The sequence below is a fragment of the Cytobacillus gottheilii genome (assembly GCF_900166665.1).
Taxonomy (GTDB): domain Bacteria; phylum Bacillota; class Bacilli; order Bacillales; family Cytobacillaceae; genus Cytobacillus; species Cytobacillus gottheilii_A.
This window is the reverse complement of sequence record NZ_LT800494.1, coordinates 4,558,070-4,582,637: the sequence shown is the minus strand read 5'-3', so window position 1 is coordinate 4,582,637 and position 24,568 is coordinate 4,558,070. Positions and strand designations below refer to the sequence as shown.

The window sequence follows — 24,568 nt, the reverse complement described above, 5'->3', positions numbered from 1 at the left end:
TTTTTTTATTCCCTATTCCTCCAATCCTTTCATTGTAAAGGTCCGGGCTATCTTAGGTATTGTTTCTGTTGGTTTCCTCGCAGTATAAAATAGGAATCCTTTCAAGTGTTTTTCCCAACTCTTTTTGGGACGGAAAACTATTGGGGTTTCATTCGATTCCTTCCCAAAAGGAAAGCAAACATTCTAAAATAAGAAAACGGGAATGGTGGTCAAATAAGCCCCTGAAACACCGTCGTAGGGTATGAACTTATCTCTTAAACTAGATAAAATAACTAAATAAAAGAAAAATCTTAAAATGTCTTGGGTGCCCTAGATTTATTTCGTTCATTTTTGGGTCATACAAAAAAAGCAAGAGCCTTTGCTCCTGCCATCTGGCTTGTTTAGCTGTTGTTTTCTAATCAATGCCTGCTGATTATTTTATAAATAATCTTTTCCGACAGATGACCAAAAATCGCTCCAATTACCCCAATTGCAAGACCGGTGTAAACTGGGCTAATAAAAATAAATTGAAAAAATAGACCCATAACCATTCCTGCAACGGATCCGAAAAGTATTCCTGTGAATTTGGCCTTTTTGAGAGGTTCCTTTATCCCTTTTTCTCTTAGAGTATCGTTTATGCAAATTGCTTGATTGTATGCTTGCCACATGCCGTAACCCCAAAGAGAAGGATAAAATAATCCCCAATTGTAATGAACAACCTTATGTGCCTGTTGCAGCTCCCCTCTGAAAGTATGGTAAATTGCCATATTTAGATTAGAACTGTAATTAATCAAAACCTCCAAAACCATTAAGACAAAACCTATAAAGAGTTGGCCATTGTAAAATTGACCAAATCCAGGTAAAACAAATGACCATAACAAAGCCGACCAAGGGGATTTATATCTATTTTTCATTGTAAATTTCACCCCATATGCCCTTCTACTTCAGACTATATCTTGTTTAACCAATGATTATTTCTTAAAAAAGGAAGGTGCATGACCTCCCTTTTGAAATCAGCTATTAAGATTAGCTTTGGCTAACTCATCTCTGTCTGATGCTATTGGAGGCTGTTCTAACCATTTATTATTTATCATGATATTGGAGCCATCCTCAGAATATAATTGGATTTCCACCATCAATCTGTTATACATAACGCCTATATCCAGTCTGGGACTTTGAGAGATACCTGTTCCATAATACCCAATACTCAAACCGATTAGGGCTGTTGTAAAGAACATCATCAGTTTATCGGAAAAAGTATAGACTGTGCTATTCGTGATTTCTGTTGCCCAGGTCGTGGGAACTGGAAGATAACTATCTTCGAATTTTTTTCCAAATAATTTAATGTGCTTTTTGGCAATTTCTATCCCTCTGACAAAGAATTGTTTTGCTTGTTTATCCTGAGCTACCTGACAAAAACCTGCCAGTGTAGCTGCTCCTAAAGCATTTCTTTGAATGTTAGCAAATAGATTGGATATTTCAGATGCTACTAATGGTCTTTTTTCACCAATAATATCCCATACGAAACTCTGCTTTTTTACAAAATCCTCTCTTTCTAAATTCGGCAGATACGGAGACCTTATGTAAAGACCTTTAGACAAAAGCAGGTCCTTCGTCTTTTTAAAAAGCTGCATAGTCTCTGAAATGCACTCCATATAAAAATCTGTTATATCAGCTCTAGTAGAACCTGATAAACTAGCTGAGTAGGTTGTAAGTCCAATCATAGACATTTGATGAATAAAGTTTAATACATAATTGTCGGAATATAATTTAGGAGCCGTTAAATCGACATCTTCCTCTATTTTAAAACCATGAGGGATTGTATGTTTTTCCTCAGTAAAAAAGGAAGTTAGTTTTTCTATATGTTTATTTGAGAGCTCTAAAGCATATTCGATGACAGGCTTAATCTCTGCATCCTCAGCCTTTTCAAAAAAATATGTAAGAATACACACACTTCCGCTATCATTCAAATATTGTGCCCAAAGTTGTGCAATTTCCACTGATGTTATCCTTATCTGCTTACCATTCACCATCAATATAATCCTCCGATAATAAGACTTATTCTCTTTATTTTTCCCAATGTTCCCCCAAGTATGTATAAAGCTAATACTCTCCTCTTCCCAACGCAAAAAAGTCGGTATCGACTGCTAAATAAGTTGGTATCCAAACGACAAAGGAATAGGGAATAGTGGCGGGAGGTCTATTATGTAATCAATCGTTATTCAATTGGTTTTTTCAATGAAAATTCAATATTAATTCGGGGCGGGTCCAGTAGGACTTCGTCTCTTTTTCAATTGCTCAATAACTGTTCAATCCCTTTCCAAATAGGGCTACAATCGTTTTCCCAATCCATAAATCCGTAAAATTTTCAAACTCAATTCTGTGTGTTTCCTAACCATGATACCAACCTAAGCAGGGGAATAGTTATTGTGGCTTTGAAATAAAGTTGAACTGTTTATAAAAAGTCGCACCGTCTTGAAAAAGTTTAATCTTTTGCAAAAAGGATGAGCCGAAATTTCCAATTTCTTTAAATACTGTGAGATTACATACTATTTTTTAGATGGTCTTTTAGTTTTTGGGAAAATAAAAAAGACATCAAATAATTCAAGGAAGTATAATGGTATGTATTAAAATAAGGAGTTTAAAAATGAATCTATACGAATTATTTCAAATGTGGGTAAATCATCCGAAAAAAGGAAGTGGTAGAAAAGATTTAGACAATACAGATGAATGTTGGAAAAAGGTATTACAAGATATTCGTAATTGGGAGAGCAGTGAAGATAAAAATGATAATGATTTTGCAAAATATCTACTTTATACGGGGAAAATAAGAAGAGTTCATTTAGACCTGAATGAAGTGAATTATAATAATCATTATGTCTCATGGACATCAGCGGAAAAATTAGAAGATTTATATTGGTTTAATTCATCGTGTGATCATACAATAATTACAGCAGAAGCAACAAAAGATAATCCGGGAATTAGTATTAAGGGATTTATAGAAGCAATGAAATGTGATAATAAAAATTTTGAATTAAACTCACCGGCTATCAGGGCTGAACAAGAAGTGATTTTTCCATTACAAGAAAAATCAATATTAAGCATTGAACGAATAAAAAAATTAAAAAGAGATGAAAAATGTCATTAAATCCCTAGGAAAAGAAGGATTTTTTGTCGTTCAATTATAGTCCTAGTAACCACTTATTCTTTAGAATTGGTGGTTATTTTTATTATAGATGGAAAATATATCACTTCATTCAAACTTACTTATGATATTGGGAAGAGCATCGGCAGTGTATTAGGTAATACCGGTTTTTTCATTAAAAAGTCAATACAAATTCAGGCTGGATATATTAGTAATTCAGTCTTTTTTTACGTGTTCAAAATTCCATCAATCCCTTCAAATAAGGGTTTCAATCGGTCTTTCTTCATCCTTTCAATATCAGTCCTATTTTCTTAACTGTATTATTCCGTAGGATTTTTACGTCCTTTTCAATAACTTCTAATAGATTTTCATTATTTTTCCAAGGTGTGACTTGGTAGGCAACCTTTTAAAATCAGTCACAATTTACAATAGGATTATAGAGTAAATCAACAGTTGCTCAAAATGATTGAAATCAAGCTATCACTATAAAGGAGACGCTCAAATGGAAAAGTATTTTATAAATTATCATACTGGTGCTGGAAATCTAATTGCAGAAGTAAATGATTTAGATGAGGCAAAAAGATTAGCAGAAGAAGGTATTGCCTACACACAAGCACAAATTACAATCGAAACTTTAGATGGTGAAGTTATCACAGAATCAAGATGGTGGGGTGTAGAACCGGATGAAGATTCTGATGTACTTGAAATTATTGGCGGTGGATATTACCAAACTTGGAGTGATGAATTGGCAAACAAAGTTTACTGATGTATTTCAACTATAAATTACATTTGAAATCCAATCACTGGGAATGATTCATTCTCATTTCCAACAAAAATTAAAACCAATTGGTTTTGTTCATTCAATACCTATTCAATCCTTGCCAGATAATGTCTCAGCTAACTCCCAAACATTATTCAATTAATGTCACTTCTTTCCTAACTCGTTTCTCCATACAGAAAAGAAGGAAGAAATATAAGAGTGAAAGATAAAAAAAGTTTTAAGTGACTTGCCAGGCAACCTTTTAAACCTCTATTCCAGATAAAATCTAAACATAAAGTTAAATAAAAGATAAAAAAAATAAAAAGAATGGAGATGCAAATATGAACTTAATTAACGGATTAAGTCGAAAATATGTTGAAGGTACGGATGCGGAGTATATTTACTACAGTGAAAATATGTTGGAGGATAACCTTATTATTGCTGTAGATATGTTTGTTTATGAGGATAGTCCTGATGGAAAAGAGTTGAGTGTTCAAACTTGGATAAATGTTCAACACTATAATGATAATGATGCGTTTACTTTTACAATGTACAGTGGAGATTATTTGCAGGAAATTCAAGTTTATAGAATTGTAAAAGATATTTATGACTTATATTTGGACAATGTATTATCAGATTTTCTAATGATAATTCATGAATTAAGTGTAAGTTTCCAATCACAATCTATGCAAAGTAAAAAAGAAAATGCTATAGATGTCAGAAATGGCATTTTATCAGATTTCGAAAAAATTAATTGGTAATAGACTAATTGGGGTTAATTGCCTTCAATCATAAACCAATCGGTTTTTTTAATCAAAAATCAATCAAAATTCGAGGCTGGGTCCATTAGTGATCCAGTCCTTTTCTTTGGCCTATTTTTCAATCCTCTGTCCAATAAGGATTCATAGCATGTTCAGTTATTTTGCATATCGTTTCTCTATAGTTGGAAAGAACAAGGGTAGAAGAAAGATGCTGAGATAAGTGTAAATGGAAAATCAAAATTCAGTTCAATCGGTTTTGTTCATTCGAATCTCATTAAAACCTTGCACCACGGTAAGGATTCATACAAACAGGGAAAAAGGACGAAAGATTAGAATGAAAGATAAAAAATAGTTTTATGTGACTTGCCAGGCAACCTTTTAAACCTCTATTCCAGATAAAATGAAAACATAGAGTTAAACAAAATGAAAAGAAATGAGGAGATTTAATATGAGTACAAAAAGAGGTATACAAAAAGACAACAATATCAAGGTTGAAGTTAGAACATTAGATGATTTTGGTGACTATATACAGGAGATGATAGACAGAACTCAATTTAATGGAGTGATTCTCAATGACCGAGAGGGTAATCCTATTGTTTTTGCAGTAGTAAAGGGTGTCCATGAAGATTTAAACAATCACGTTAAACAGACTAGAAGATACTTTTCGTATGAAGAATCGTGTAAAATAGCTATCTTAACCAACATGGTAGATATGTACTTCTATTCGGATTTTAAAATACCAGGCGTAATGGATGAAACTCCGTTTTATAGGATTCATCTTCCATCCTTCACTCAACAGGACGAAGAATTTATGATGAAGTTTCAAAGAGAATATTTCTTGGACCATTTTAACGAACTTTATGCCCAATGGAAGGAGCAATACGCCATTTAAAGGGATATGCAATTTCTGTTTGTTGCAATAGGACAGAATTAAATCAAGAGATAAAGGTCGACCTCCCCCTTTTACCGGTTTGAGGTCGATTTTTTTCTTCTGATTTGCATCTGTATTTTGCTGGTAGTTTAATAACCGTAAGTTATAGAAAATAATTATTTTGAATTCGAAACTTCCTTGTGAATCCCACGTATAAGTTACTAATTACGATTAAAAACAAAGGTGATAAAATGGAATATTGGGATTTAGTTGAGAATCCTACGGGAGAAACATATCGGCGGTTAGTGATCATTCGGACAAATTCTATTTTGTAACTAGAAAAGAATTGAACTACAATCCGGGTATTCTTGCACAATTTAAACCATATACACTCCAAACCTATAAAACAAAAAAATGGGCAAATACGATTACAAAAGGTCCGGCAGCAACGGTGTATGTAATCGAAGCAAATCGGGATACATGTAAACTGCTGCAACAATCTGCAAACACATTATATGATTGGGTTGCACCTAATTTGCCCGAAGACCTAACCTTTCTAAAAAATAACTTTGAATGGTTTTCATGTACGACTCATGAGGAGTTTGGTGGGTTTTCTATTCGTTCGGAATACTATAGGAATTTACTTGATCAAATTACAGGTTTGGAAAAGGTAGAATGATTTGAGTAAGGTAAGTGAAGAAATACGTCATACATAAAGAGGAGAAAATAAGGATGATACATATTCTATTTGGTGCATCAGCTTCAGGTAGTTTGAAATATGCTTTAAGAGAAACGGGCCTTAATAAAAGGGAAAAGATCATCTCTTTTTGGGACATTTTCTCCACTGGTCCAGTCTGGCAGTTGCATGAGGAAAATGGGGTGAAATCCAGATTTGAGTGGATGAAGAAGTGCATGAATGATGAATTTGGTGAGTATCCAGATTATACCGGGAGTTTTAATAAGACGTTCCTTCAAATCAACTCTATACCTGATGGGGAACATGTAACAATTTGGGCTTCTGATAGTGCACATGAACAAACAGGGCTGCGATTCGTTGTGTATCTTTTAAAGGAAAGAAATATTGATATGACTGTTATTAACACGACAGAGGAGTATGATAAACTTTTCCGGATGAAAAAGGTCAAATATACACTGCTTCATACAGGCGAAATTCCCCCAGAAAAACTCCAACACATATTTGAACATGGGTCAGGAAAGTTCTTAACCGACCATGGTAGGGAGGGTTATGAAAAAGAGTGGCTCTCTCTTGCGGAGACCCGAGAAACTTTAAGGATTTGGCGGAATGGAAGAATACAAAGCGTTCCTGAAGACTATTATGATGAAGTTATTATAAAGAAAGCCAAAAAGCTACATGGTAAACAGAAGACAAAAGACTTCATGAAATCAGCAAGATTAATTGGTGAGGTGCTAGGGCATTTAGACCAATACGTAGGGGATACCCTTCTCGAATATCGACTTAAAAGGCTGATAGAATCTGGAGTATTTGAGTTCGAAGGAATTCTTGAAGCGATGCGATTTTATAGTGTGAGATTAAAAAGTTAACAGAAGGTGTCAATATGATAAAACAATTTTCAAAAGAAGTTATTAGTAAATTGAAATATTACGTATATATTTACTCTGATCCAGAGACGGGTGAGATATTCTATGTAGGTAAAGGAATTGGAAACCGAGTATTTTCACATTTAACTGATGCTGCAGATACAGCGAAGAGTCGAATGATTAAGCGAATCCTTGAAAAGGGCCAGGAACCTAAGATAGAAATCCTAATTCATGGTTTGGAGGATGAACATACTGCATTAAAAGTTGAAGCAGCGATAATTGATTTACTTGGTAAAGAGAAATTAACAAATAAAGTCCGTGGATGGCAAAGTGGCGTTTTTGGAAGGGTTGAGGTTAACCAGTTGGTATCCCATTATGAAAGGGAACGAGTTCAGATAGAAGAACCAGCAATTTTAATTCGTTTAAATAGTACGTTCCGTTATGACATGACCGATATTGAGCTTTATGATGCAACGAGGGGTGTCTGGAGAATAGGCGATGATAGGGAAAAAGCTGAATATACTTTTGCAGTATTTGATGGTATTGTTCACGAGGTATACAAGATCATTACTTGGTTCCAAGCGGGAAGCACATTCAGTACAAGAGGATTTTTAGATAGAGAGAACAGATGGGAATTTGTCGGCAAAAAAGCTGATGAAGCGATAGGAACTAAATATATTGGAAAATCAGTTGAGCATTACCTTTCAAGAGGTGCACAAAATCCGATTAAGTATGTAAATATAAAAAATAATGAGAATGAAATATAGATAATTACGTTGAATATTTACCAAACTGTACTAACATTTCGAGGTTGAAAAAACCATTTTGGTTTATAATTAATTTAAAACCAATATATGGAGGTAAATGTCAATGGATACCATTCAAGAAACCATAAAATTAGCAGGTTTAGGTAGAAAAAAGGCTATGCAAAAACAAATAGAGTTATTTCGAAGTGGTTTGATGGAAGAAGAAAACCTATTAGGAGTAGGAGCATCCAATCCTAAACCAACTGAACAAATCTATGTAACTGACAAAAGGATTATTGTCCATAAAATAGAAGGTATTTTCAAGAATGAAAAGGTAGAATTCCCCTTGTCATCAGTTAGTTCTATTAACACAACTGTCAAGGGACTAGGTGCGAATATTGAAATTGTGGCTTCCAATAATAAGGCATCTGTAGAAAAATTACATATCCATATCGCACAGGAACTGAAAAGTTTAATTGACTCGTTATTACATTCAAGTTCTAATCAAACAGCTTCCATCAATACTTCTGTCGATATAGCAGACCAAATAAAGAAATTAGCAGATTTACGTGACAGTGGAATATTAACAGAAGAAGAATTCAACGCTAAAAAGAAACAATTACTTGGTATATAAAACCAACCTTTAAAATTTCTTCATTTACGGAAGGGTATATCGAAAACTTTGTTGGTACATGTAGTTATGAAAGTGATGGTGGGGAGAATCCTTTACATGAGTGCCCTGATTGTGGAATGGAGACGTTTATTTGTTTAGATGGGTATCAATTCTCATGTTTAATCTGCGGGATCAAACCAAGCCAAGACGAAATAACAACATGTGATGGACCAAGATGCAATGGAATAATTGTTTATAGACAAGAAGATGGAGCATCTTTTGTGAGTATTGTTTGGGTTACTTTAAAAATGCTTAAACAATATAGAAAAAGTGTTTGGTAATACGTCAATGGTAATGTCCGATCCTCAATTAATATTGAAAAAGAAATAATTAGACTAGGTCAAAATTGATCTAGTCTTTTTCGATGTTCCGCAGATAGTTCTATAAATCCTCTTCAGCCACTATATTCTATTCTGTTGTTTTCCTCACTTTATAAACCAAATGAATTATTGTTCCATTATCATGTAATTTTACTGGGGTCATTTAGTGATATTTCTGCTTAGTTTCAATCATAGTAGGGAAATAGTTTATTAAAAGTATTTATAAAGTCTGAATAAAGTCCGTTCCAGGTACACTACGCTGAAATTTAGAGTAACTTACTGATGATTTTAGTTTGATAATATCTATAAAGTCCACATTAAGTCCGTTTCAAGTACACTATGAAATAACCTTGATTTCGATGATAGAGGGAAGTGAAGTTTAAGGGCTTTCTTCCCTCTCCGCAAAACCTTTCTACGGTTTTTAAGCAACTGAGAAGATTGTGGGTTGACCGTATTCCTCTAAGCAAATATCAATATCTGCACCGAAATAATAACCCTTCTCTATGAAATAACCAATAATGGAATCGAAAACATTATTTTCTTCTGCAAGAGTGTATCCTGCCTTGTTCAGTAGCTTTTCTGTTCCTTCCAGGTCTAATTCAAAAGCAATAGCAAAGCATAATAATTTTGATTTCGTTGGATGGATTCGGTTATTAACAACTTTATATTTATATGCTCTATCAATTCCAGCTTTTCTCAGTACATTAGGATCATCTTTTCGCTTTTTCTGATACAGTTCTTCGATATATTCGCCTAATGTTTGGGTGTCTTTCACCTTGTTTATTCTTGCGTCTAAATCGGCTGTAAAATCAAAATTACCGAAGGCATGTCCAAAAGAAGTTGTTGGTTCATGCGAAACTCCTGCTTTTTTGATTATATTAAGGGATTTTACCCTTGAAGCTATTACATTATTTTCTATAAACAAGTCCAATTCCTCTTTCAATTCTGGATCAAGATTGTTGCTCATTTCTATCTTCCTCCCAAAAAAGTTCTATATGTGACTTGCTGGGCAACCTTTATATTCCATTGCCTATATACAATAGAATCATAAAGCAACGCAATAGTGAATTCAAGAAAGGTGAGAACAGCAATGAATTGAAGGGGAGGGAAACATTGGGATTGGAGGAACGTACTGTGGATATACCAAGGTGATACCACTAATGATGAACAACAGCTAAGAGGCTAAAAACACTATCCGTAGGAGGAAATGAAAATGAATAACAAAATGAATGCACCAATAATCAATATGGAAGAAGTGGAAGACTTTATCTTGAAAAGAATTCATCAAGAATTTCCTGATTTTGCAATATCTAAATTACTCGTTGAAATGGTACTGGAATTTGAAAATGAATATTTGGAGAAAGAAGGGATTGCCATCCCCACTGAATATATTTATCTGTATGACAACGGAGACCTATTTGGTGTAGAAAATGAAATGATTGGGTATGACTATGAACTGGCTTCTATTCATGATCTAATAGAGCAAAAATGGTGTGATGAAAGGGATTTAGGAAAAGTCTTTGTTGTTGCTGAAGGGCAATACTTGTATGAAGGTGGGAAATTCAAGGAGTTATAATATGCTAGAGGTAAGACAGGAGCGGATTCCAATTGATTCCGTTCCTTTTTCCCTGTCACTTTCCACTTCGAAAGGCAAAGGAATACCATTGACTATATTTGGTGGCAAACTTATTATATTCACCAATTTAAGAACCTCCTATACATTAATTTCAAAAAAGATAAAGAAAAGGTGTATAAAAAGAGGAAAATTTGCTAATGAATGTTAGTGCTGGATGGGAGGTGATGATTTTGTTAATAGAAATTTTCTATTAAGGGCTGGGTAAATAGAAAAATAACTAATAACTCTAGTATGATCATTTAAAAGAAAGGATGAAATGTATGGCTTTACAATATGCTAAGGTTAGGATTAGAGGTACAAAACCATTATTGATCCACACCTTTAATGCGAATGTATTATCATTGGAAAGAAAAGAAAGAAGCGGTGGAGCTGGAAATGATCCTGAAGAATGGAAAAGCACTTATACTGCAGATGAAAATAATCATTTATACCTTGATTCTTCCTATGTTTTCGGTTGTATGAGAGAGGCGGCTAGGTATAGTCCAAGTGGCCGTGGCCGTTCCACTCTTCAAAAAGTAGTTTCTGCAACACTTCAAGTATTATCGAATCGTATCTATTTAAACAGATATATGCCAAGAGAAATTACTAAAGATGAGAATGAGCCAGTCTACTTAGACGTTCGTTCAGTAATAAATCCGAATACAAAAAATAGGAATTTGCGTTATCGTGTAGCATTGTCTCCTGGTTGGGAAACGGAATTTGAAATTATTTGGGATAATACCTTGGTAAATGGTATGCAAATAGAAGGTGTATTACATGATGCAGGTATGTTAGTAGGGTTAGCTGATGGACGTTCTATAGGATATGGGCGTTTTGATGTATCATCGGTAGATATCCAATCCTATGAGGAGTTCAAAAAAGGTGCCAAAAAAACGTCAGCCTAGAGCAATCTGGAATGTTACCAGGAAAAGAATATGGTTAAGAGATGGTGAAAGGTGTGTTCGATGTGGGATTCCGCTGAAGTTAAAGGGATGCCACATAGACCATATTAAAAGTGGAAAATTAGGGACTAATGAAGATAACAACCTACGCACTCTCTGTTATGTTTGTCATGTTCTCCGTGCGGATTTTAGGCACAATGGAATGAGATCAAAAGCAATAGCCCAAGGGATCATTCCGCCGAATTGGAGGCACCTTGTTTGGGATGGGTGATCTATTATAGTACATCAGATTTTAGAATGAGATAGCAAATTTATCTACATTAAGTTTTTTTATGATAAATTGGGGTGTGCAATTAAGGGCAATAATAGAAAATTTATGTACGAAACAAAGGAAATTTATATAAAATTCTTTTGTCTGTTGGGAATTGGTCCAACCCGACACTGAAGAGTAATTGGACTTTGGGGCTCGGATAGACAGGGATTGGTGTGATATGGTTAGGTGAGTCAAATTGCGGAGGGGTAAGGTAGGGTATGGTACGCTATGGAGAGGTATGACAGGACATGGCACGGACGGAAGAAAAGAAGGTTTTTCTTTTCTTCTCCTTCATTTGAGATCTTGTTAAAAGGTTTTCACTGCGAATCTTCACTATGTCGATGTTTGATTAATAAAGTATTAACACTTTTTAGACTATTGAGGGAGTGTTGAGCCTTATCTTTAAATTCTTTTATTCCTCAATTTCTACTTCCCAATCGTCATTATAGTCGGAACCAAGTAGTTTTTTGATTTCATCCTCTGTTGCATCTTTATCTCTTTTAGATTTAAGGTAATCAAATTCCTCTTTTGGTACTAAGTATTCTCCTTCCACTTGCTTTCCTGAAAGGTACCCCTGTTTAATCCAACTTATCACTTTTTCTAATGTAACCTCATAATATTCAGCTACTACTTTTGCAGGAATATAAGGTATAACAGTTTCATCCCTTCCAGCATGATTTTTTCTATCAATATGCCGTAGGATTTCTTCAGCTTTTTTGTCCTGCTTTCTTGTGGTAGTGAAATTAAATTCCGGAATCAGCCAAACACCCTCTTCAGTTTGATAAGCGTCCTGGAACATTCCTTTTTCACACATGTTTTGTACTGTTTGACGATCTAACCCTAGTTTCTTGCATACTTCAGTAAATGAATACATATTTTCACCTTTTTCCTTATTAACGTAAAGTTTATCCAAATACTTATCTTGATTATCGCACTAATCTTATTTATAATACAATTTAATAAAATGAAAAGCAGGGAAAACTATGATTGAAAAAACTGCGTTCAAAATAAAATTCAATATATTAAATGGCTCGTATTCCAGTTAAGGGGGAATACGGGCTTTTTTATTTTCCTTTGACTTTAGTCATTGGTAAAGAAGTGAAAAGGACTTACTTGTGAGGAGGATGAAGAAATGGGAGTATACCTAGGATTGGAAGTTATACCAGATTATATTAATCAAGACGATTGGGAACGAGTTTTTGAAGAAACATTGAAACTTGTTCAAGCATATCCATTTGCTACATTGAGTGTAGAACAGAAGGATGATTACAAACGATTAGTATTGGAGCAAACAAAAGAGCAACACCTTTACGTGGATGGGAAAACGGAAAGATATTGGAAGATAAATGGTGATTTAGAGAGTAAAGAAACAGGTGAAAGTTTCACTCTCAGTTCTAATTTAGAGAGATATAAAGAGCGGAAGGAAGATATACAAGAGAAAGACATTCTTTTATATCAAAGAAGGAATAGTGGAAAAGGAGCTTCAGAAATATTCTATGCCAAGACCCAAGGATTGCCTTATCATATTCCTTTACTAGCGATTGCTACGTTAATTGAAAGTAGATTTCCACAGTATGCCTGTGTATATGGTGATATTACAATGGAACAGGCTCAGAAGGCAGTAGAATGGGCGAACTCAATTCTGGATAAGCCAATAACCTTACCGGTAAGAATAGACCCACCAAAGCTCTTAGAAAGTTTGAAGACAATAGAGTCCGATGAAAAGCAACTAGAGACTTGGTATGACATATTTATAGGTGATAGTGAAGCTATTGATAGGCTTGTTGCAAAGCATTTTAGCATTGAAACAGTTTCATGTTACCTCGCTAAAGAATTACGGAATTTTAACAGTGCAACCCAACTTGGAGCGGAGCTACTTATTATCAAAGGGTTAAATATTGGGCTTCCATTAGAAGTTCTAACAGATATTTGTTGCTTCCATGAGAATGGTCCAAGATTTAATGCGATTGAGTTTTCAAAGGCACTTTGCTCAACATGGGTAATGGTAGCTCCTGAAATAAGAGAGAATTTGAATTTGCTGAATAAATCACCTGAAACACCGGAGACTGTCGAATCTCAATTTGGTTCAATTTTTTTAGAAGTGGCTTTTATTGGGAGGCGAACCAAACGGTTTATTCCAAAGGATGAGGTACTGAAGATGCTAAAGAAAAAATTTAATGATACGGACCAATTTGTTGAGGTAATCGAAACAAAATATCAAGAGATTGTAAGACTGATTGAAGGACATGGTAGGAGATTAGAGGAGATAGAGGAGGAACTACACAATGAATCGGAGCAAAATATAGTCTCTACCTTTGGAGATTTATTGTATTGGGATGAAACAAAAGTGGTAAGTGAAGACATCATTGAAGTGCTTACGGAAATCAAAAATGGTGTTAATAATAGTTTATCTAAAAAAGATAGTCAGTTAATGCAGGTGATAGGAGGATTGGAGAAAGGCCCCTTAATAAAATTGATAACCAAGCTGGCCCAAGAGCAGCACAATCTTATTTTATCAAGGAGTGCTTGGGATTGGATTGAAGCGGAGAATAATGACTCGCTAAAGCGAATGGTAATAGTGTTATTTGCTTTAGAAAGCATGGGAAGTGCAACAAAACTATATAGAGCGGTATTTGAAAATAAAGGTTTATTTGATAAATATTTAAAATGAAGTAACGAAAATTTTGGTGCTGATCTAAGGGAGGGGTTAGTGTGTGGTTATTAATTGTTTCCGTTATTGCCGTTCTGATTAATATTTCATTAGGTGCAGTTGCTGCAACGATTATTTGGCAGTCGAGATGGAGGAAGTAAGTTTAATTTAGGAGAGATAGAATGTGAAAATATGCAGAGGAAGAGCTGGATATAATTCTGTGAGTTTTACTGGAGAAAGGTACCAGTCAATATCTCGATTCAAGGATGGGAAAATCACAACAGAACTGAAAATGAAAAAAGCAGATAGGAAAATAACCATGATTCTATCGAGGATACCTTTTGTTCGTTCCTTCTCCATGATCTTTGAACTTATAATCGAAAATTGGAAAAGGTTTTTATTAGCGTTTATTGTCTTGTTGTTGATGGAGATTTTATTAATTGGAGAATCAAGTTCTTTTCTTTTACATACCATTCAAATTAGCACCTTAGAGTTATTGTTTATCTTTCTAGTTATAGCAAGTCTAATCATAAAAATAAGCCCCATTGGAAAATATCACGGAGCAGAGCATCAGACCGTCTCAGCCTTTGAGAGTGGTCTAAATTTAAGGTTAGAAAACGTAAGAGAGCAACCGAGGGTGCATAAGGACTGCGGCACAAATCTAGCGGTGAGTATCTTTCTTTGTTTCTCTATCCTATCTCTAATACTTGAAAATTCAGTTCATGTGTTTCTTTTAAGTTGGGCTATTGGATTCGAATTGTGGAAGGGTGAGCCAAAAGTAATTTGGGATTTAATAATGGTAATTGGAAAAGTAACGCAATATCTTCTCTTTACATCAAAGCCTCAAGACAAGCATTTAATTGTGGCAATAGAGGCAATGAAAAGATTAGAAGAGAAAGAATTAGCAAATGAAAGATAAATTCCTAAACATGGAAAAGAGTGATAATAATTATGACAAATGAAAAGAGAAGAGACTCAGAGAGAATAATGAGGATACTGCATTTGATTCAAGAAATATGGGGATTGAACCCGGATATGCGTTTCTTTCAATTATTGGTCGTACTGAAACATGAATACTCTTCTGAAAATAATGGATTTGGCAGGAGAGAAGGTTTTGAAATAGATTCGAAGGGACATAAAATGCCGATTTCTTATTTAGACTTATTTTACCTTGAAGATAAAGAATTTGAAGAATATCTACGGGCTTTTGTCTCTGAACATTGACAATGGGAAACTTAAAATGAAATGGAGATTGCTATGAATATATGTAGTAAAGAGGATGAATTAGTACAACGGTTTGAAAACACTAATCCGGAGGAATTTTTAAATGAATTGTCTGATTCTACTGGCTCAACAAAAGAGAATTTCGAAATCTTAGAACAAATTTGGAAATATAATCTTCCTGATAGTGTCTTAAATGTTTTAATTCATTTTACATTTAGGATTTTCGACACCAAACTATCCAAAAGTTTCATGGAGAAAATAGCAATTGATTGGATAAGAAAGAAGGTTAAAACTCCAAGAGAAGCTATGGAATTATCAACAAAGAGATATAGAGAATATCGAGAATGGGCAAAAAATGCTGCAAAAGAAGATAGGGAGGCTAAAAAACCTTCACAATTAAATAAAATTGAAAGTACAAGATCAAAAGCAATAGAACTTGCTGCGAGTAGCTCAAGTATGAGCGATGAAGATTTGGGGAAGTTCGTTAGAGAAATGTTTAAGTCATGGTTTTAGAGATGTAATGGTTGTGTACCAGTATATTGATTCACAAGAGATTTGAAAATCTATTGATAATGATAAAGGAAGGATAATCTATGGATAATTCCTTGTTTCAAGCGGTGTATATGAATGATTTAGACACAGTTGAGAAGTTACTTGATGACAAAGATATTGATGTTAATGAAACAGATCGGCTAGGGCGGCCCCTTTTACAAATTGCTTGTTATTTCGGGTTTTACGAGGTTTGCAAGGCACTCCTTGAAAAGGGAGCGAAGATTGATGAAGATTGCTTCCGAAGAGCCGAAAATGGCTGGGATGGGTTTAGGCAGAGTGAAATAATTGAGTTGTTACATGAGCGGCAAAAAGGTAATTGAAACCCCCGATACTTAATTCAAAGGGTTTACATGTGGGGCCAAAACGCTAATTCTCTTGGGAATTCACATTAAAAATACAATAAATTCGCATACAAAAAAACGCAATCCAAATAGGTTTGCGTTTTTGTTTTTCATTTCAAATGATTCCTTTTGTGATTTTAAATGCTTTCATCGGCAATAACTTCATCAAGGCCAGCGTAATACTCACTATAACGTAATTCAGGCATAATTTCGCCATCGTCATATTGCTCTATTGCCTTTTCAATAGCTTCTTCCTCACTATTCGCTTCAATTTCAACCATCGTACTGAATAGGACTCTAACAACTACATCATATGTTTTTTCCATTTTAATTCCCCCTTTTGGTTTCGCAATTTAGGTCATTTGTTAACATTTGTGATTGAACTTGTTGCACCTCTGAAGTAAACCTGTTAACCCTATACTTAGGTGACTTTTTTGGTTGATAGTATTTGATGAAATCCAACAGACATTTGCTGTAGATTTCTCTGAGTCGAATGTGAGAGAACTTACTAGAATACAAGTCAGAGAACTCTTTATAAATGTCCTCGTTCACTTGTATGGTTCTAGTGATAGTTTTGCTGCTAGGGTCATAGATTTCAGGCTCTAATATCAATTCACTTTCATGTGCATGCAAAAGCCCCTTTAACTCTTCAAGATGTTCAGCAACAAACTGCAATGTTTCCTCCATTTTGTTCTCGTTAGACCCTGATTGGAGATATTTCTTGTATTCCTCAATTGGTATAATTCGATCGTACTGTTTGCTAGTTTTGTTGTACTGATAAGATGCGTTATCTCTCATGATCTTTGAGAAAGTAGATTCAGACAAGCCTAACTTAGAAGCTACATTTTTCAAGTGGTCGTTCGTCTCTGCACTTAACATCTTATTAGCTAATTCTACTCTCTCAATTGCGGATAAACTCATGAATTTTTGTGTATCCATAATCATTCCCCCTTTAATTCTTCTTACCTTTTATACTAGATTTCTCCTAAAAAAATATTCCTTTCTAATAGAAAATAATTTGCTCTATTAAGTAGTAAATGATGGTGCTGGTGCTTAGTATATAAGGTCTTATGACAAATCAGGAACTGAACATAGTGTCAGTGAATTAATAGGAGGAAATGATAATGGAGCAACAGGGAAATAAAGACATTATTGAGATGATTGAAAATAACTTCGGTGAATTCGTTGAGGAATTAAAGGGTCAAAGAGGGTATAGCTTAAAGGATATTTCTGATAAGACAAACCTCTCACCTAGTTTCATTTTCAGACTTATCAAGGGCTACAGAGGCTGTGAACTGACAACTAAGCTAAACATACTTATCAATGGTTTTGGATTGGAAGGTTGGGCAGAGGAATACATTAAACAGGTTTTACAAAACAAAGATCAACTAAAAAAAATTACTGATTAGAGTAATTGAAAGAGGAGCTACTTATTTATTTTTCGGTAGCCCCTTTTTTAAAGAGTGAATTAACCGATAATTCAATAAAATACGATTGCCGAAACATAAACCATTAGTATTGTTTTCAAAATCTAGTTTTCAGTCTTCTTATGAAAAACGCACCCTTGACTGTGAACGGCTATAGGGGTGTAATAGGCGGTCTGAGTGAGGCACCCGTTTGCATTATCTCAAGGAATTGAGAATGCTTCAAATGTATAACTTATTATCGGTTTATTGGATGAATTTTCAGATAAGTAGGATTCTCGAATCATAAACCATTAATATTGTTTTCAAAATGTAGTTTTCAGTCTTCCTATGAAAAACGCCCCCTTGACTGTGAACGGCTATAAGGGTGTATTAAGTAAGTCTCAGTAAGGCACCCGTTTGGAGGGGATGACTTGTATTAATCCTAAAGTTAATGTCATACCAGCATATTAAAGTTCGTAAGATTTCAGAATTGAGAGATAACCAACCACAATAGGTTATGAAGCACAAGGTATCGAGAATGGTTTGGAGGAAAAAGTAAGCGAGGTTCATGGTTCGAGCTAAATACTGTTGCAAGATACCAAAAATAGGAATGAAATTGCTAATCAGCGTCTATTTTGCGATAATTAAGAGGATAAGTAGTAAATAAATACTATTATTTTACAGATAAATTAGAGAGGTTGCATTTTTAGATTAATAGAGGTTTGTGAATGAACATCACAAGAGAGTTGCGGGAAAATAGGAGGAAAGCAAATGCAAGAGAAAGTAACACAGGACCATATTAATAGAATACTATGGCAAGCAGCTGATTCATTTCGGGGCAAAATAGACTCCAGTACATACAAGGATTATATCCTTACAATGCTGTTTATTAAGTATCTCAGTGATTCGTATAAGGAGAAGGTAGAGCAGTATACAGAGCGTTATAACGGCGATGAGCAGCGTGTTCAACGAGCTATGTCGAGGGAACGATTTGTTTTAGATGAACTGTCAACATTTGGTTATTTATATAGTAAAAGAAATGATCCTGAAATTGGCGAAATCATTAATAAAGCGTTGGAACGAATTGAAAATGAGAATACAGGAAAACTTCGAGGTGTATTCCGCAATATCGACTTCAATAGCGAATCTATTCTTGGGAAGGCAAAAGAAAGAAATGCTATTCTACGTTCTTTGTTAGAGGATTTCAATCAGCTATCTTTAAGGCCATCACAAATTGGAGATGAAGATGTTGTAGGGAATGCTTATCAGTATATGATTGGACAATTCGCCTCGGATGCTGGAAAAAAGGGTGGGGAGTTCTATACACCTGCGGAAGTATCCGAACTTTTGGCACGTTTGGTAAGACCTAAAGAAAATGATCGTGTGTACGATCCGACATGTGGATCAGGCTCCCTACTGATTAAAGTTGCAAATCAGGTTCCAAATAAAAAAATAGCAATCTATGGACAAGAACGAAATGGAGCGACGCATTCATTGGCTCTCATGAATATGTATTTACATGGTATTGATGATGCAACAATTGAATGGGGCGATACGTTAGCTAATCCATTACTTTTAGAAGACGGCAAATTAATGAAGCACTCGGTAATAGTTGCAAATCCACCCTTCAGCCTTGACAAATGGGCCATGGGATTTGCGGGTGAAGGGAACATAGATAAGAAATTTAAAATGGAGGGAAGTCTTGATCCATTCCGCAGATTTGAATGGGGTGTTCCACCAAGTTCCAAAGGCGATTATGCCTTCGTGCAACATATGCTCTATTCATTGGCAGAAGATGGACGTATGGCTACCATTCTTCCACATGGGGTTTTATTCCGTGGAGCAAGTGAAGGACAAATTCGTAAGCAGATTTTAGAGATGAACCTGTTGGATGCTGTAATTGGCTTACCAGAAGGACTATTTTATGGTACCCCAATCCCGGCATGTATTATGGTTTTTAAAAAAGACCGAAAGAGAAAAGATATTCTATTCATTGATGCGTCAGGAGAAGACCATTATGAGAAAGAGAAAAATCAGAACAAGCTACGAGAGAAAGATATAGAGGAAATTGTTTCTACGTATGAGAAATGGGAAACCAAAGAAAAATTTTCGAGTGTAGCAACATTTGATGAGATTAAAGAAAACGACTTTAACCTAAATATCCCTCGGTATGTTGATACTTTTGAAGAAGAAGAACCTGTTGACATGGTTGAAGTGAAAAGTAATATAGCAAATATTAAGGATGAACTTCAAGAAGTTGAAGCACAGATGGAAAAGTATTTGAAAGAGCTAGGATTATAAAGGATGGAAAACGATGACGACTGTTGTTAACAATATTGGATGGAAAAAAATTAAATTGGGTGAGGTTATTGAATTATTTTCTGGTCAGCATATAGATTCTAGTAATTATAATACTGAGGGAATTGGTATTCCATATATATCAGGTCCTGCTGATTTTCATAACGGTCAAATTATTATAACAAAATACACAAATAAACCTAAAATTGTCTGTAAAGAGGGTGACATCTTAATAACAGTAAAAGGTTCTGGGGTTGGAAAAGTAATAATATCTGATGGGGAATATGGTATAGGCAGACAGTTAATGGCTATTAGAACACCTGAAAAATTAAGGGACTTTATTTATTACAATCTTCAGATGAGAGAAAAACATTATAATTCGGATTCCACTGGTCTGATTCCTGGTATTTCAAGAAGTGACATATTAAATGATCTTATATACCTACCATTAGAAAATAAGGTGTGTGAGGGAATCGGAAATATTTTAAAAGTTTGGGATAAATCCATTGAATTAAAAGAAAAGCTGATAGAACAGAAAGGCAAGCAACAAAAAGGGCTTATGCAGAGGTTGCTGTGGGGACATATTCGTATTAGTGATATAGATGGAGGAAGCTCTAACCAAGAATTAGATAAAAGAAAAATATTGATTAATAAAGGACTCCCGCCTAATGGGTATCAGAAAGTTAAGAGATTTATAATTCCAAGGGATTGGAAGTTTGTAAAAATTAGCGAAATAGCTAACCAAGTGACTACAGTAAATAAAAATAATAACAAATATGTAGTTCTTTCCTGTACAAAATATGATGGATTAGTGGATTCGTTAAAATACTTCGGAAAACAAGTCTTTAGTGCAGATTTATCTAAATATAAAGTGGTTTCAAAAAATGAATTTGCATATGCAACTAATCATATTGAAGAGGGATCAATAGGCCTGCAAAGAGATTATGATTATGGTCTGGTGAGTCCTATGTACACAGTATTTAGAGCCAAAAGCAATATTAATAATGAGTTTTTGTTTGCTTTATTAAAGACCGAAAATTATAGAAGGATATTTGAAACAATGATGTCAGCATCGGTAGATAGAAGAGGTAGTTTAAGGTGGAACGATTTTTCTAAAATAAGAATACCTTTCCCATCAATAGAAGAACAGAATAGAATTATGTTTGTTTTACAAACAGGTAAAAAGGAATTAGATCTTTTAGAGAAGGAACTTGAAGCTATAAAACTTCAAAAGAAGGGCCTTATGCAACAACTTCTAATAGGTAAGGTTCGGGTATAGGTGTAGTACCAAAAACCTTTTCATCTTTATCTTAGAAACGGAGGTGTGAATATGGAAACTGAAGAGATTTACGGTGAACGAATAAGTAGCCAAATCCCTGCAGTCGAATTACTTCAGGAAATAGGTTATCAAAAACTTCAGTCAGAGGAAGCTAATCATATACGAGGAAATTTGCATAATGTTCTCCTAAATGATGTGTTAGTTGAAAAACTACATTCAATGAACTCCTATGAGTATAAAGGAAAAACATATAAATTCAGTAATATTAATATTCAACAAGCAATTCGTGATTTGGATGAACCTTTGTCAAATGGACTTGTAAAAACAAATGAATCAATTTTTGAAACTCTAATGAATGGTAGAACATATACCGAATTTCTACCTGATGGTTCTAAAAAATCCTTTACTATTCAGTTTATTGATTGGACTAATATTGAAAAAAACATATTTCATGTTGTAGAAGAATTTGAGGTAGAGCGGATGGATGGTCGTGGAACAGTCCGTCCAGATATTGTGCTGTTTGTGAATGGTATCCCTTTTGCAGTAATTGAATGTAAAAAAGCATCTATATCCATGGAACAAGGAATCAGTCAAATGATTCGGAATCAAGGTAAAGATTATATTCCGCAATTGTTTAAGTATGCCCAAATAGTGATGTCTACGAATAAAAATGAAACAAAATATGCGACCTGTAATACCCCTAAAAAGTTTTGGTCGGTTTGGAAGGAAGAAAAAGAAGAGTGGTTGAATGCCTGGTTAAGTAAAGCCTTAGAGAAAAGATTACCGACCACTCAAGATAAAAATATCATTTCATTATATCATCCAGAACGTTTATTAGAAATCACCCAATTTTTCATTGTATTTGATAAAGATGTTAAAAAGGTTGTCCGTTATCAGCAATACTTTGCAATCAAAGAAATCATTAAAACGATTGAAGAGAAAGATGAAAATGGGAACCGCCAAAGTGGTGTCATTTGGCATACACAAGGTTCAGGTAAATCACTAACAATGGTAATGCTTGCAAAATATATTCTTTCTGAATTGTGGGAGCATAATCCCAAGGTAGTAGTGGTTACGGATCGTGTTGAATTGGATAAACAGATTCATAAAACCTTTCGTCATACAAGATTAAAGGCCAACAGGGCTACATCAGGCAATCATTTAATAGATTTAATTAACAATAATAATGCAGATATTATTACGACATTGGTTCATAAGTTTGATACAGCATCGTCAAAGCAAAACCCTATAGAATCAAGGGACATCTTTGTCCTTGTTGACGAGTCGCACCGAACTCAGTACGGGGAGCTTCACATCAAAATGAAAAAGGTTTTCCCTAATGCTTGTTATTTGGGCTTTACAGGAACGCCTTTAATGAAAAAAGAAAAGAACACAATGATCAAGTTTGGTAAGCTCATTCATACTTATACGATTGCTGATGGTGTAAGGGACAAAGCGATTGTGCCTCTACTTTACGAGGGCAAAATGGTAGATCAGTCTGTTAATCAGAAAGCGATTGATAATAGACTTGAGATGATTACTAGACACCTTAACGACAAACAGAAGGAAGCAGTCATGAATAAATGGAGTCAGTTTGAGAGAATTGCTTCTTCTAATCAACGTTTAAGCATGATTGCATTTGATATAAATGAGCATTTCCTAACTAATTATAAGACTCAAGGTAGTCGATTTAAAGCAATGCTGGCCACAAATAGTAAAATTGAGGGAATACGGTATTTAGAGGCATTTGAAGAACTAGGTGATTTGAATTGTGCTGTTGTTATTTCTCCACCAGATCAACGAGAAGGGCATGAAGTAGTTGATGTGGAGTCAAAAGATAAAGTACAACGATTTTGGAAGCGGATGATGAATCGGTATGAAACACCTGAAGGATATGAAGATGCCATCAAAGATGAATTTGTAAATGGAAACGATATTGACTTGCTAATTGTTGTAGACAAGTTGCTAACTGGTTTTGATGCACCTAGGGCAACTGTGCTTTATATTGATAAACCAATGAGAGAACATACACTCCTACAAGCAATTGCAAGGGTTAATCGCCTTTATGAAGGAAAAGAATATGGGTTTATTATTGACTATCGGGGCCTTTTGGAAAAGCTAGACCAGGCGATGCAAATGTATTCAGGCTCTGGTTTAGAAAATTTCGATCCGAAAGATTTGGATGGAGCTATCTACGATGTTATCAGTATTATTGGTTCACTGAGGCAGTACCATTCAGATCTTTTACAAATTTTTGCACCAGTAAGGAACAAACAGGATTTGGAAGAATTCGAGGTCTGGTTAGAGGATGAAGAGCGAAGGGAAACATTTTATGGTATTCTAAGTAACTTCGGAAGAAACTTGGGAATTGCATTGGAATCTGAGAAAATCTATAATGCACTTCCATCAGAAGAATTGAATAAGTACAAACAGGATCTAAAGTTTTTTCAGGAGCTTAGGAAAAATGTTAAATATCGTTATTCAGATACAATTGATCATAAAGAATATGAAGCTAAAATGCAGATGTTAATGGATCACTATATTTCAGCAGAAGAAGTAATCCGAGTTACAAACCCTGTAGATATATTAAATGAAAAGGCATTCGAAGAAGAATTAGAAAGGCTGGAATCTAAACGGGCAAAGGCTGATGCCATCCGAACTCGTTTAACAAAAAGTGTCAGAGCTAAGTGGGATGAAAATCCTGCATACTATAAGAGGTTCTCTGAAAGGATTCAAGAAGCAATTCGAGAATATAAAGATAAACGCATATCGGAAGCAGAATACCTTAACAAAATGAAAGACATCATGAAAGATTACCGAAAGGGAGAATCAACCGAAGATTATCCAGAAGCAATTAAAGAAAACCGAAATGCTCAAGCCTTTTATGGAGTAACGAAAGATTTGATGGCACAAATAAAAGAAAGTCATTCATCTTATGGTTCAGATCCTATCGGTGATTTAGCTTTAAAGATGGATGCAGTAGTTAAAGAACACCAGAAGGTTGATTGGCATAATAACCTTGAAATCCATAACAGAATTGCACAAGACCTAGACGATCTACTCTTTGACTTTTCTAATAAATATCAAATTGACCTAGATTTTGATACAATTGATAAGATTATTGAGCAGATAAAAACCATTGCTCTTAGACGCTATTAAGGGTGGTGAACAAC

The 24,568-nt window shown here is 34.7% G+C and carries 26 protein-coding genes; 20 read left to right on the top strand and 6 right to left on the bottom strand.

What is annotated here, in order from left to right; all coding sequences use genetic code 11:
• Positions 1–398: 398 nt before the first annotated feature.
• Positions 399–893, bottom strand: a complete 495-nt coding sequence (locus B7E07_RS22455) for a DUF5683 domain-containing protein (RefSeq protein ID WP_080848974.1) — start codon at positions 891–893, stop codon at positions 399–401.
• A 99-nt stretch (positions 894–992) separates the two neighbouring features.
• Entirely contained in the window at positions 993–2,012 is a 1,020-nt protein-coding gene (locus B7E07_RS22450; RefSeq protein ID WP_080848973.1) for a DUF3231 family protein, read from the bottom strand.
• Positions 2,013–2,626: 614 nt separating this feature from the next.
• On the opposite strand from B7E07_RS22450, the gene B7E07_RS22445 reads away from it, so the two are divergent.
• The 8 genes from B7E07_RS22445 to B7E07_RS22410 all read left to right on the top strand — a co-directional run bounded on the left by B7E07_RS22445 (position 2,627) and on the right by B7E07_RS22410 (position 8,456).
• On the top strand, positions 2,627–3,127 hold the full coding sequence (locus B7E07_RS22445) for a hypothetical protein (RefSeq protein ID WP_080848972.1): 501 nt from the start codon (positions 2,627–2,629) through the stop codon (positions 3,125–3,127).
• A gap of 499 nt (positions 3,128–3,626) precedes the next feature.
• Positions 3,627–3,890: a hypothetical protein gene (locus tag B7E07_RS22440; protein ID WP_080848971.1), complete on the top strand. Its 264-nt coding sequence runs from the start codon at positions 3,627–3,629 to the stop codon at positions 3,888–3,890.
• A 335-nt stretch (positions 3,891–4,225) separates the two neighbouring features.
• Positions 4,226–4,645, top strand: a complete 420-nt coding sequence (locus B7E07_RS22435) for a hypothetical protein (RefSeq protein WP_080848970.1) — start codon at positions 4,226–4,228, stop codon at positions 4,643–4,645.
• A 448-nt stretch (positions 4,646–5,093) separates the two neighbouring features.
• Positions 5,094–5,537, top strand: coding sequence for a hypothetical protein (locus tag B7E07_RS22430; RefSeq protein WP_080848969.1), 444 nt, complete (start codon positions 5,094–5,096; stop codon positions 5,535–5,537).
• Positions 5,538–5,862: 325 nt separating this feature from the next.
• Positions 5,863–6,195, top strand: a complete 333-nt coding sequence (locus tag B7E07_RS22425) for a hypothetical protein (RefSeq protein ID WP_080848968.1) — start codon at positions 5,863–5,865, stop codon at positions 6,193–6,195.
• A 53-nt stretch (positions 6,196–6,248) separates the two neighbouring features.
• Entirely contained in the window at positions 6,249–7,079 is an 831-nt protein-coding gene (locus B7E07_RS22420) for a DUF1835 domain-containing protein (RefSeq protein ID WP_080848967.1), read from the top strand.
• Between the two features lie 14 nt (positions 7,080–7,093).
• Positions 7,094–7,843: an LEM-3-like GIY-YIG domain-containing protein gene (locus B7E07_RS22415; RefSeq protein WP_080848966.1), complete on the top strand. Its 750-nt coding sequence runs from the start codon at positions 7,094–7,096 to the stop codon at positions 7,841–7,843.
• A 103-nt stretch (positions 7,844–7,946) separates the two neighbouring features.
• Positions 7,947–8,456, top strand: coding sequence for an SHOCT domain-containing protein (locus B7E07_RS22410; RefSeq protein ID WP_080848965.1), 510 nt, complete (start codon positions 7,947–7,949; stop codon positions 8,454–8,456).
• Positions 8,457–9,236: 780 nt separating this feature from the next.
• Here the strand turns inward: B7E07_RS22410 and B7E07_RS22405 are convergent.
• Positions 9,237–9,782 (bottom strand): hypothetical protein, encoded by a 546-nt coding sequence (locus B7E07_RS22405; protein WP_080848964.1) that lies wholly within the window; start codon positions 9,780–9,782, stop codon positions 9,237–9,239.
• 246 nt (positions 9,783–10,028) lie between these two features.
• Between B7E07_RS22405 and B7E07_RS22400 the strand changes: the two genes are divergently transcribed.
• The 3 genes from B7E07_RS22400 (at position 10,029) to B7E07_RS22385 (ending at position 11,603) form a co-directional block, all read left to right on the top strand.
• The gene (locus B7E07_RS22400) at positions 10,029–10,391 is read left to right on the top strand and encodes a hypothetical protein (protein ID WP_080848963.1); all 363 of its coding nucleotides are present in this window, start codon (positions 10,029–10,031) and stop codon (positions 10,389–10,391) included.
• 320 nt (positions 10,392–10,711) lie between these two features.
• Positions 10,712–11,335, top strand: coding sequence for a hypothetical protein (locus B7E07_RS22390; RefSeq protein ID WP_080848961.1), 624 nt, complete (start codon positions 10,712–10,714; stop codon positions 11,333–11,335).
• Positions 11,295–11,603 (top strand): HNH endonuclease, encoded by a 309-nt coding sequence (locus B7E07_RS22385; RefSeq protein WP_139785692.1) that lies wholly within the window; start codon positions 11,295–11,297, stop codon positions 11,601–11,603. Before B7E07_RS22390 ends, B7E07_RS22385 begins: the two co-directional genes overlap by 41 nt.
• Before the next feature lie 454 nt (positions 11,604–12,057).
• Here the strand turns inward: B7E07_RS22385 and B7E07_RS22380 are convergent, their stop codons facing one another.
• A complete protein-coding gene (locus B7E07_RS22380) occupies positions 12,058–12,558 on the bottom strand; it encodes a helix-turn-helix domain-containing protein (RefSeq protein ID WP_139785691.1) in 501 nt (166 codons plus the stop codon).
• Between the two features lie 219 nt (positions 12,559–12,777).
• Here B7E07_RS22380 and B7E07_RS22375 point away from each other — a divergent pair, with 219 nt between their 5' ends.
• The 5 genes from B7E07_RS22375 (at position 12,778) to B7E07_RS22355 (ending at position 16,391) form a co-directional block, all read left to right on the top strand.
• Entirely contained in the window at positions 12,778–14,316 is a 1,539-nt protein-coding gene (locus B7E07_RS22375; RefSeq protein ID WP_080848958.1) for a hypothetical protein, read from the top strand.
• 163 nt (positions 14,317–14,479) lie between these two features.
• Complete coding sequence (locus tag B7E07_RS22370; protein WP_080848957.1) at positions 14,480–15,214, top strand: DUF1385 domain-containing protein; 735 nt, start codon at positions 14,480–14,482, stop codon at positions 15,212–15,214.
• A gap of 32 nt (positions 15,215–15,246) precedes the next feature.
• Positions 15,247–15,519 (top strand): hypothetical protein, encoded by a 273-nt coding sequence (locus tag B7E07_RS22365; protein ID WP_139785690.1) that lies wholly within the window; start codon positions 15,247–15,249, stop codon positions 15,517–15,519.
• Positions 15,520–15,540: 21 nt separating this feature from the next.
• Entirely contained in the window at positions 15,541–16,032 is a 492-nt protein-coding gene (locus tag B7E07_RS22360) for a DnaD domain protein (RefSeq protein ID WP_080848955.1), read from the top strand.
• Between the two features lie 80 nt (positions 16,033–16,112).
• A complete protein-coding gene (locus tag B7E07_RS22355) occupies positions 16,113–16,391 on the top strand; it encodes an ankyrin repeat domain-containing protein (RefSeq protein ID WP_080848954.1) in 279 nt (92 codons plus the stop codon).
• A gap of 158 nt (positions 16,392–16,549) precedes the next feature.
• Here the strand turns inward: B7E07_RS22355 and B7E07_RS22350 are convergent, their stop codons facing one another.
• Complete coding sequence (locus B7E07_RS22350; protein WP_080848953.1) at positions 16,550–16,738, bottom strand: DpnD/PcfM family protein; 189 nt, start codon at positions 16,736–16,738, stop codon at positions 16,550–16,552.
• A gap of 1 nt (position 16,739) precedes the next feature.
• Positions 16,740–17,351 carry a hypothetical protein gene (locus B7E07_RS22345; protein ID WP_176215269.1) on the bottom strand — a complete coding sequence of 204 codons (612 nt, stop codon included), beginning with the start codon at positions 17,349–17,351 and terminating at the stop codon, positions 16,740–16,742.
• 185 nt (positions 17,352–17,536) lie between these two features.
• On the opposite strand from B7E07_RS22345, the gene B7E07_RS22340 reads away from it, so the two are divergent.
• From B7E07_RS22340 to B7E07_RS22325, 4 genes are all read left to right on the top strand, one after another.
• A complete protein-coding gene (locus tag B7E07_RS22340; RefSeq protein WP_080848952.1) occupies positions 17,537–17,821 on the top strand; it encodes a hypothetical protein in 285 nt (94 codons plus the stop codon).
• A gap of 768 nt (positions 17,822–18,589) precedes the next feature.
• Positions 18,590–20,119 carry a type I restriction-modification system subunit M gene (locus B7E07_RS22335; RefSeq protein WP_080848951.1) on the top strand — a complete coding sequence of 510 codons (1,530 nt, stop codon included), beginning with the start codon at positions 18,590–18,592 and terminating at the stop codon, positions 20,117–20,119.
• A gap of 13 nt (positions 20,120–20,132) precedes the next feature.
• A complete protein-coding gene (locus B7E07_RS22330; protein ID WP_080848950.1) occupies positions 20,133–21,395 on the top strand; it encodes a restriction endonuclease subunit S in 1,263 nt (420 codons plus the stop codon).
• 51 nt (positions 21,396–21,446) lie between these two features.
• Entirely contained in the window at positions 21,447–24,554 is a 3,108-nt protein-coding gene (locus B7E07_RS22325; protein WP_080848949.1) for a type I restriction endonuclease subunit R, read from the top strand.
• Positions 24,555–24,568 lie beyond the last annotated feature (14 nt).

Excerpts from the sequence above, each read along its gene's own strand:
- B7E07_RS22455 (WP_080848974.1), bottom strand. The coding sequence starts at position 893 with ATGAAAAATAGATATAAATCCCCTTGGTCGGCTTTGTTATGGTCATTT.
- B7E07_RS22335 (WP_080848951.1), top strand. The coding sequence starts at position 18,590 with ATGCAAGAGAAAGTAACACAGGACCATATTAATAGAATACTATGGCAA.
- B7E07_RS22340 (WP_080848952.1), top strand. The coding sequence starts at position 17,537 with ATGGAGCAACAGGGAAATAAAGACATTATTGAGATGATTGAAAATAAC.
- B7E07_RS22430 (WP_080848969.1), top strand. The coding sequence starts at position 5,094 with ATGAGTACAAAAAGAGGTATACAAAAAGACAACAATATCAAGGTTGAA.
- B7E07_RS22360 (WP_080848955.1), top strand. The coding sequence starts at position 15,541 with ATGGAGATTGCTATGAATATATGTAGTAAAGAGGATGAATTAGTACAA.
- B7E07_RS22445 (WP_080848972.1), top strand. The coding sequence starts at position 2,627 with ATGAATCTATACGAATTATTTCAAATGTGGGTAAATCATCCGAAAAAA.
- B7E07_RS22410 (WP_080848965.1), top strand. The coding sequence starts at position 7,947 with ATGGATACCATTCAAGAAACCATAAAATTAGCAGGTTTAGGTAGAAAA.
- B7E07_RS22450 (WP_080848973.1), bottom strand. The coding sequence starts at position 2,012 with ATGGTGAATGGTAAGCAGATAAGGATAACATCAGTGGAAATTGCACAA.
- B7E07_RS22325 (WP_080848949.1), top strand. The coding sequence starts at position 21,447 with ATGGAAACTGAAGAGATTTACGGTGAACGAATAAGTAGCCAAATCCCT.
- B7E07_RS22385 (WP_139785692.1), top strand. The coding sequence starts at position 11,295 with ATGAGGAGTTCAAAAAAGGTGCCAAAAAAACGTCAGCCTAGAGCAATC.
- B7E07_RS22330 (WP_080848950.1), top strand. The coding sequence starts at position 20,133 with ATGACGACTGTTGTTAACAATATTGGATGGAAAAAAATTAAATTGGGT.
- B7E07_RS22440 (WP_080848971.1), top strand. The coding sequence starts at position 3,627 with ATGGAAAAGTATTTTATAAATTATCATACTGGTGCTGGAAATCTAATT.
- B7E07_RS22345 (WP_176215269.1), bottom strand. The coding sequence starts at position 17,351 with ATGGATACACAAAAATTCATGAGTTTATCCGCAATTGAGAGAGTAGAA.
- B7E07_RS22390 (WP_080848961.1), top strand. The coding sequence starts at position 10,712 with ATGGCTTTACAATATGCTAAGGTTAGGATTAGAGGTACAAAACCATTA.
- B7E07_RS22400 (WP_080848963.1), top strand. The coding sequence starts at position 10,029 with ATGAATAACAAAATGAATGCACCAATAATCAATATGGAAGAAGTGGAA.
- B7E07_RS22405 (WP_080848964.1), bottom strand. The coding sequence starts at position 9,782 with ATGAGCAACAATCTTGATCCAGAATTGAAAGAGGAATTGGACTTGTTT.
- B7E07_RS22375 (WP_080848958.1), top strand. The coding sequence starts at position 12,778 with ATGGGAGTATACCTAGGATTGGAAGTTATACCAGATTATATTAATCAA.
- B7E07_RS22420 (WP_080848967.1), top strand. The coding sequence starts at position 6,249 with ATGATACATATTCTATTTGGTGCATCAGCTTCAGGTAGTTTGAAATAT.
- B7E07_RS22415 (WP_080848966.1), top strand. The coding sequence starts at position 7,094 with ATGATAAAACAATTTTCAAAAGAAGTTATTAGTAAATTGAAATATTAC.
- B7E07_RS22350 (WP_080848953.1), bottom strand. The coding sequence starts at position 16,738 with ATGGAAAAAACATATGATGTAGTTGTTAGAGTCCTATTCAGTACGATG.
- B7E07_RS22355 (WP_080848954.1), top strand. The coding sequence starts at position 16,113 with ATGGATAATTCCTTGTTTCAAGCGGTGTATATGAATGATTTAGACACA.
- B7E07_RS22365 (WP_139785690.1), top strand. The coding sequence starts at position 15,247 with ATGACAAATGAAAAGAGAAGAGACTCAGAGAGAATAATGAGGATACTG.
- B7E07_RS22435 (WP_080848970.1), top strand. The coding sequence starts at position 4,226 with ATGAACTTAATTAACGGATTAAGTCGAAAATATGTTGAAGGTACGGAT.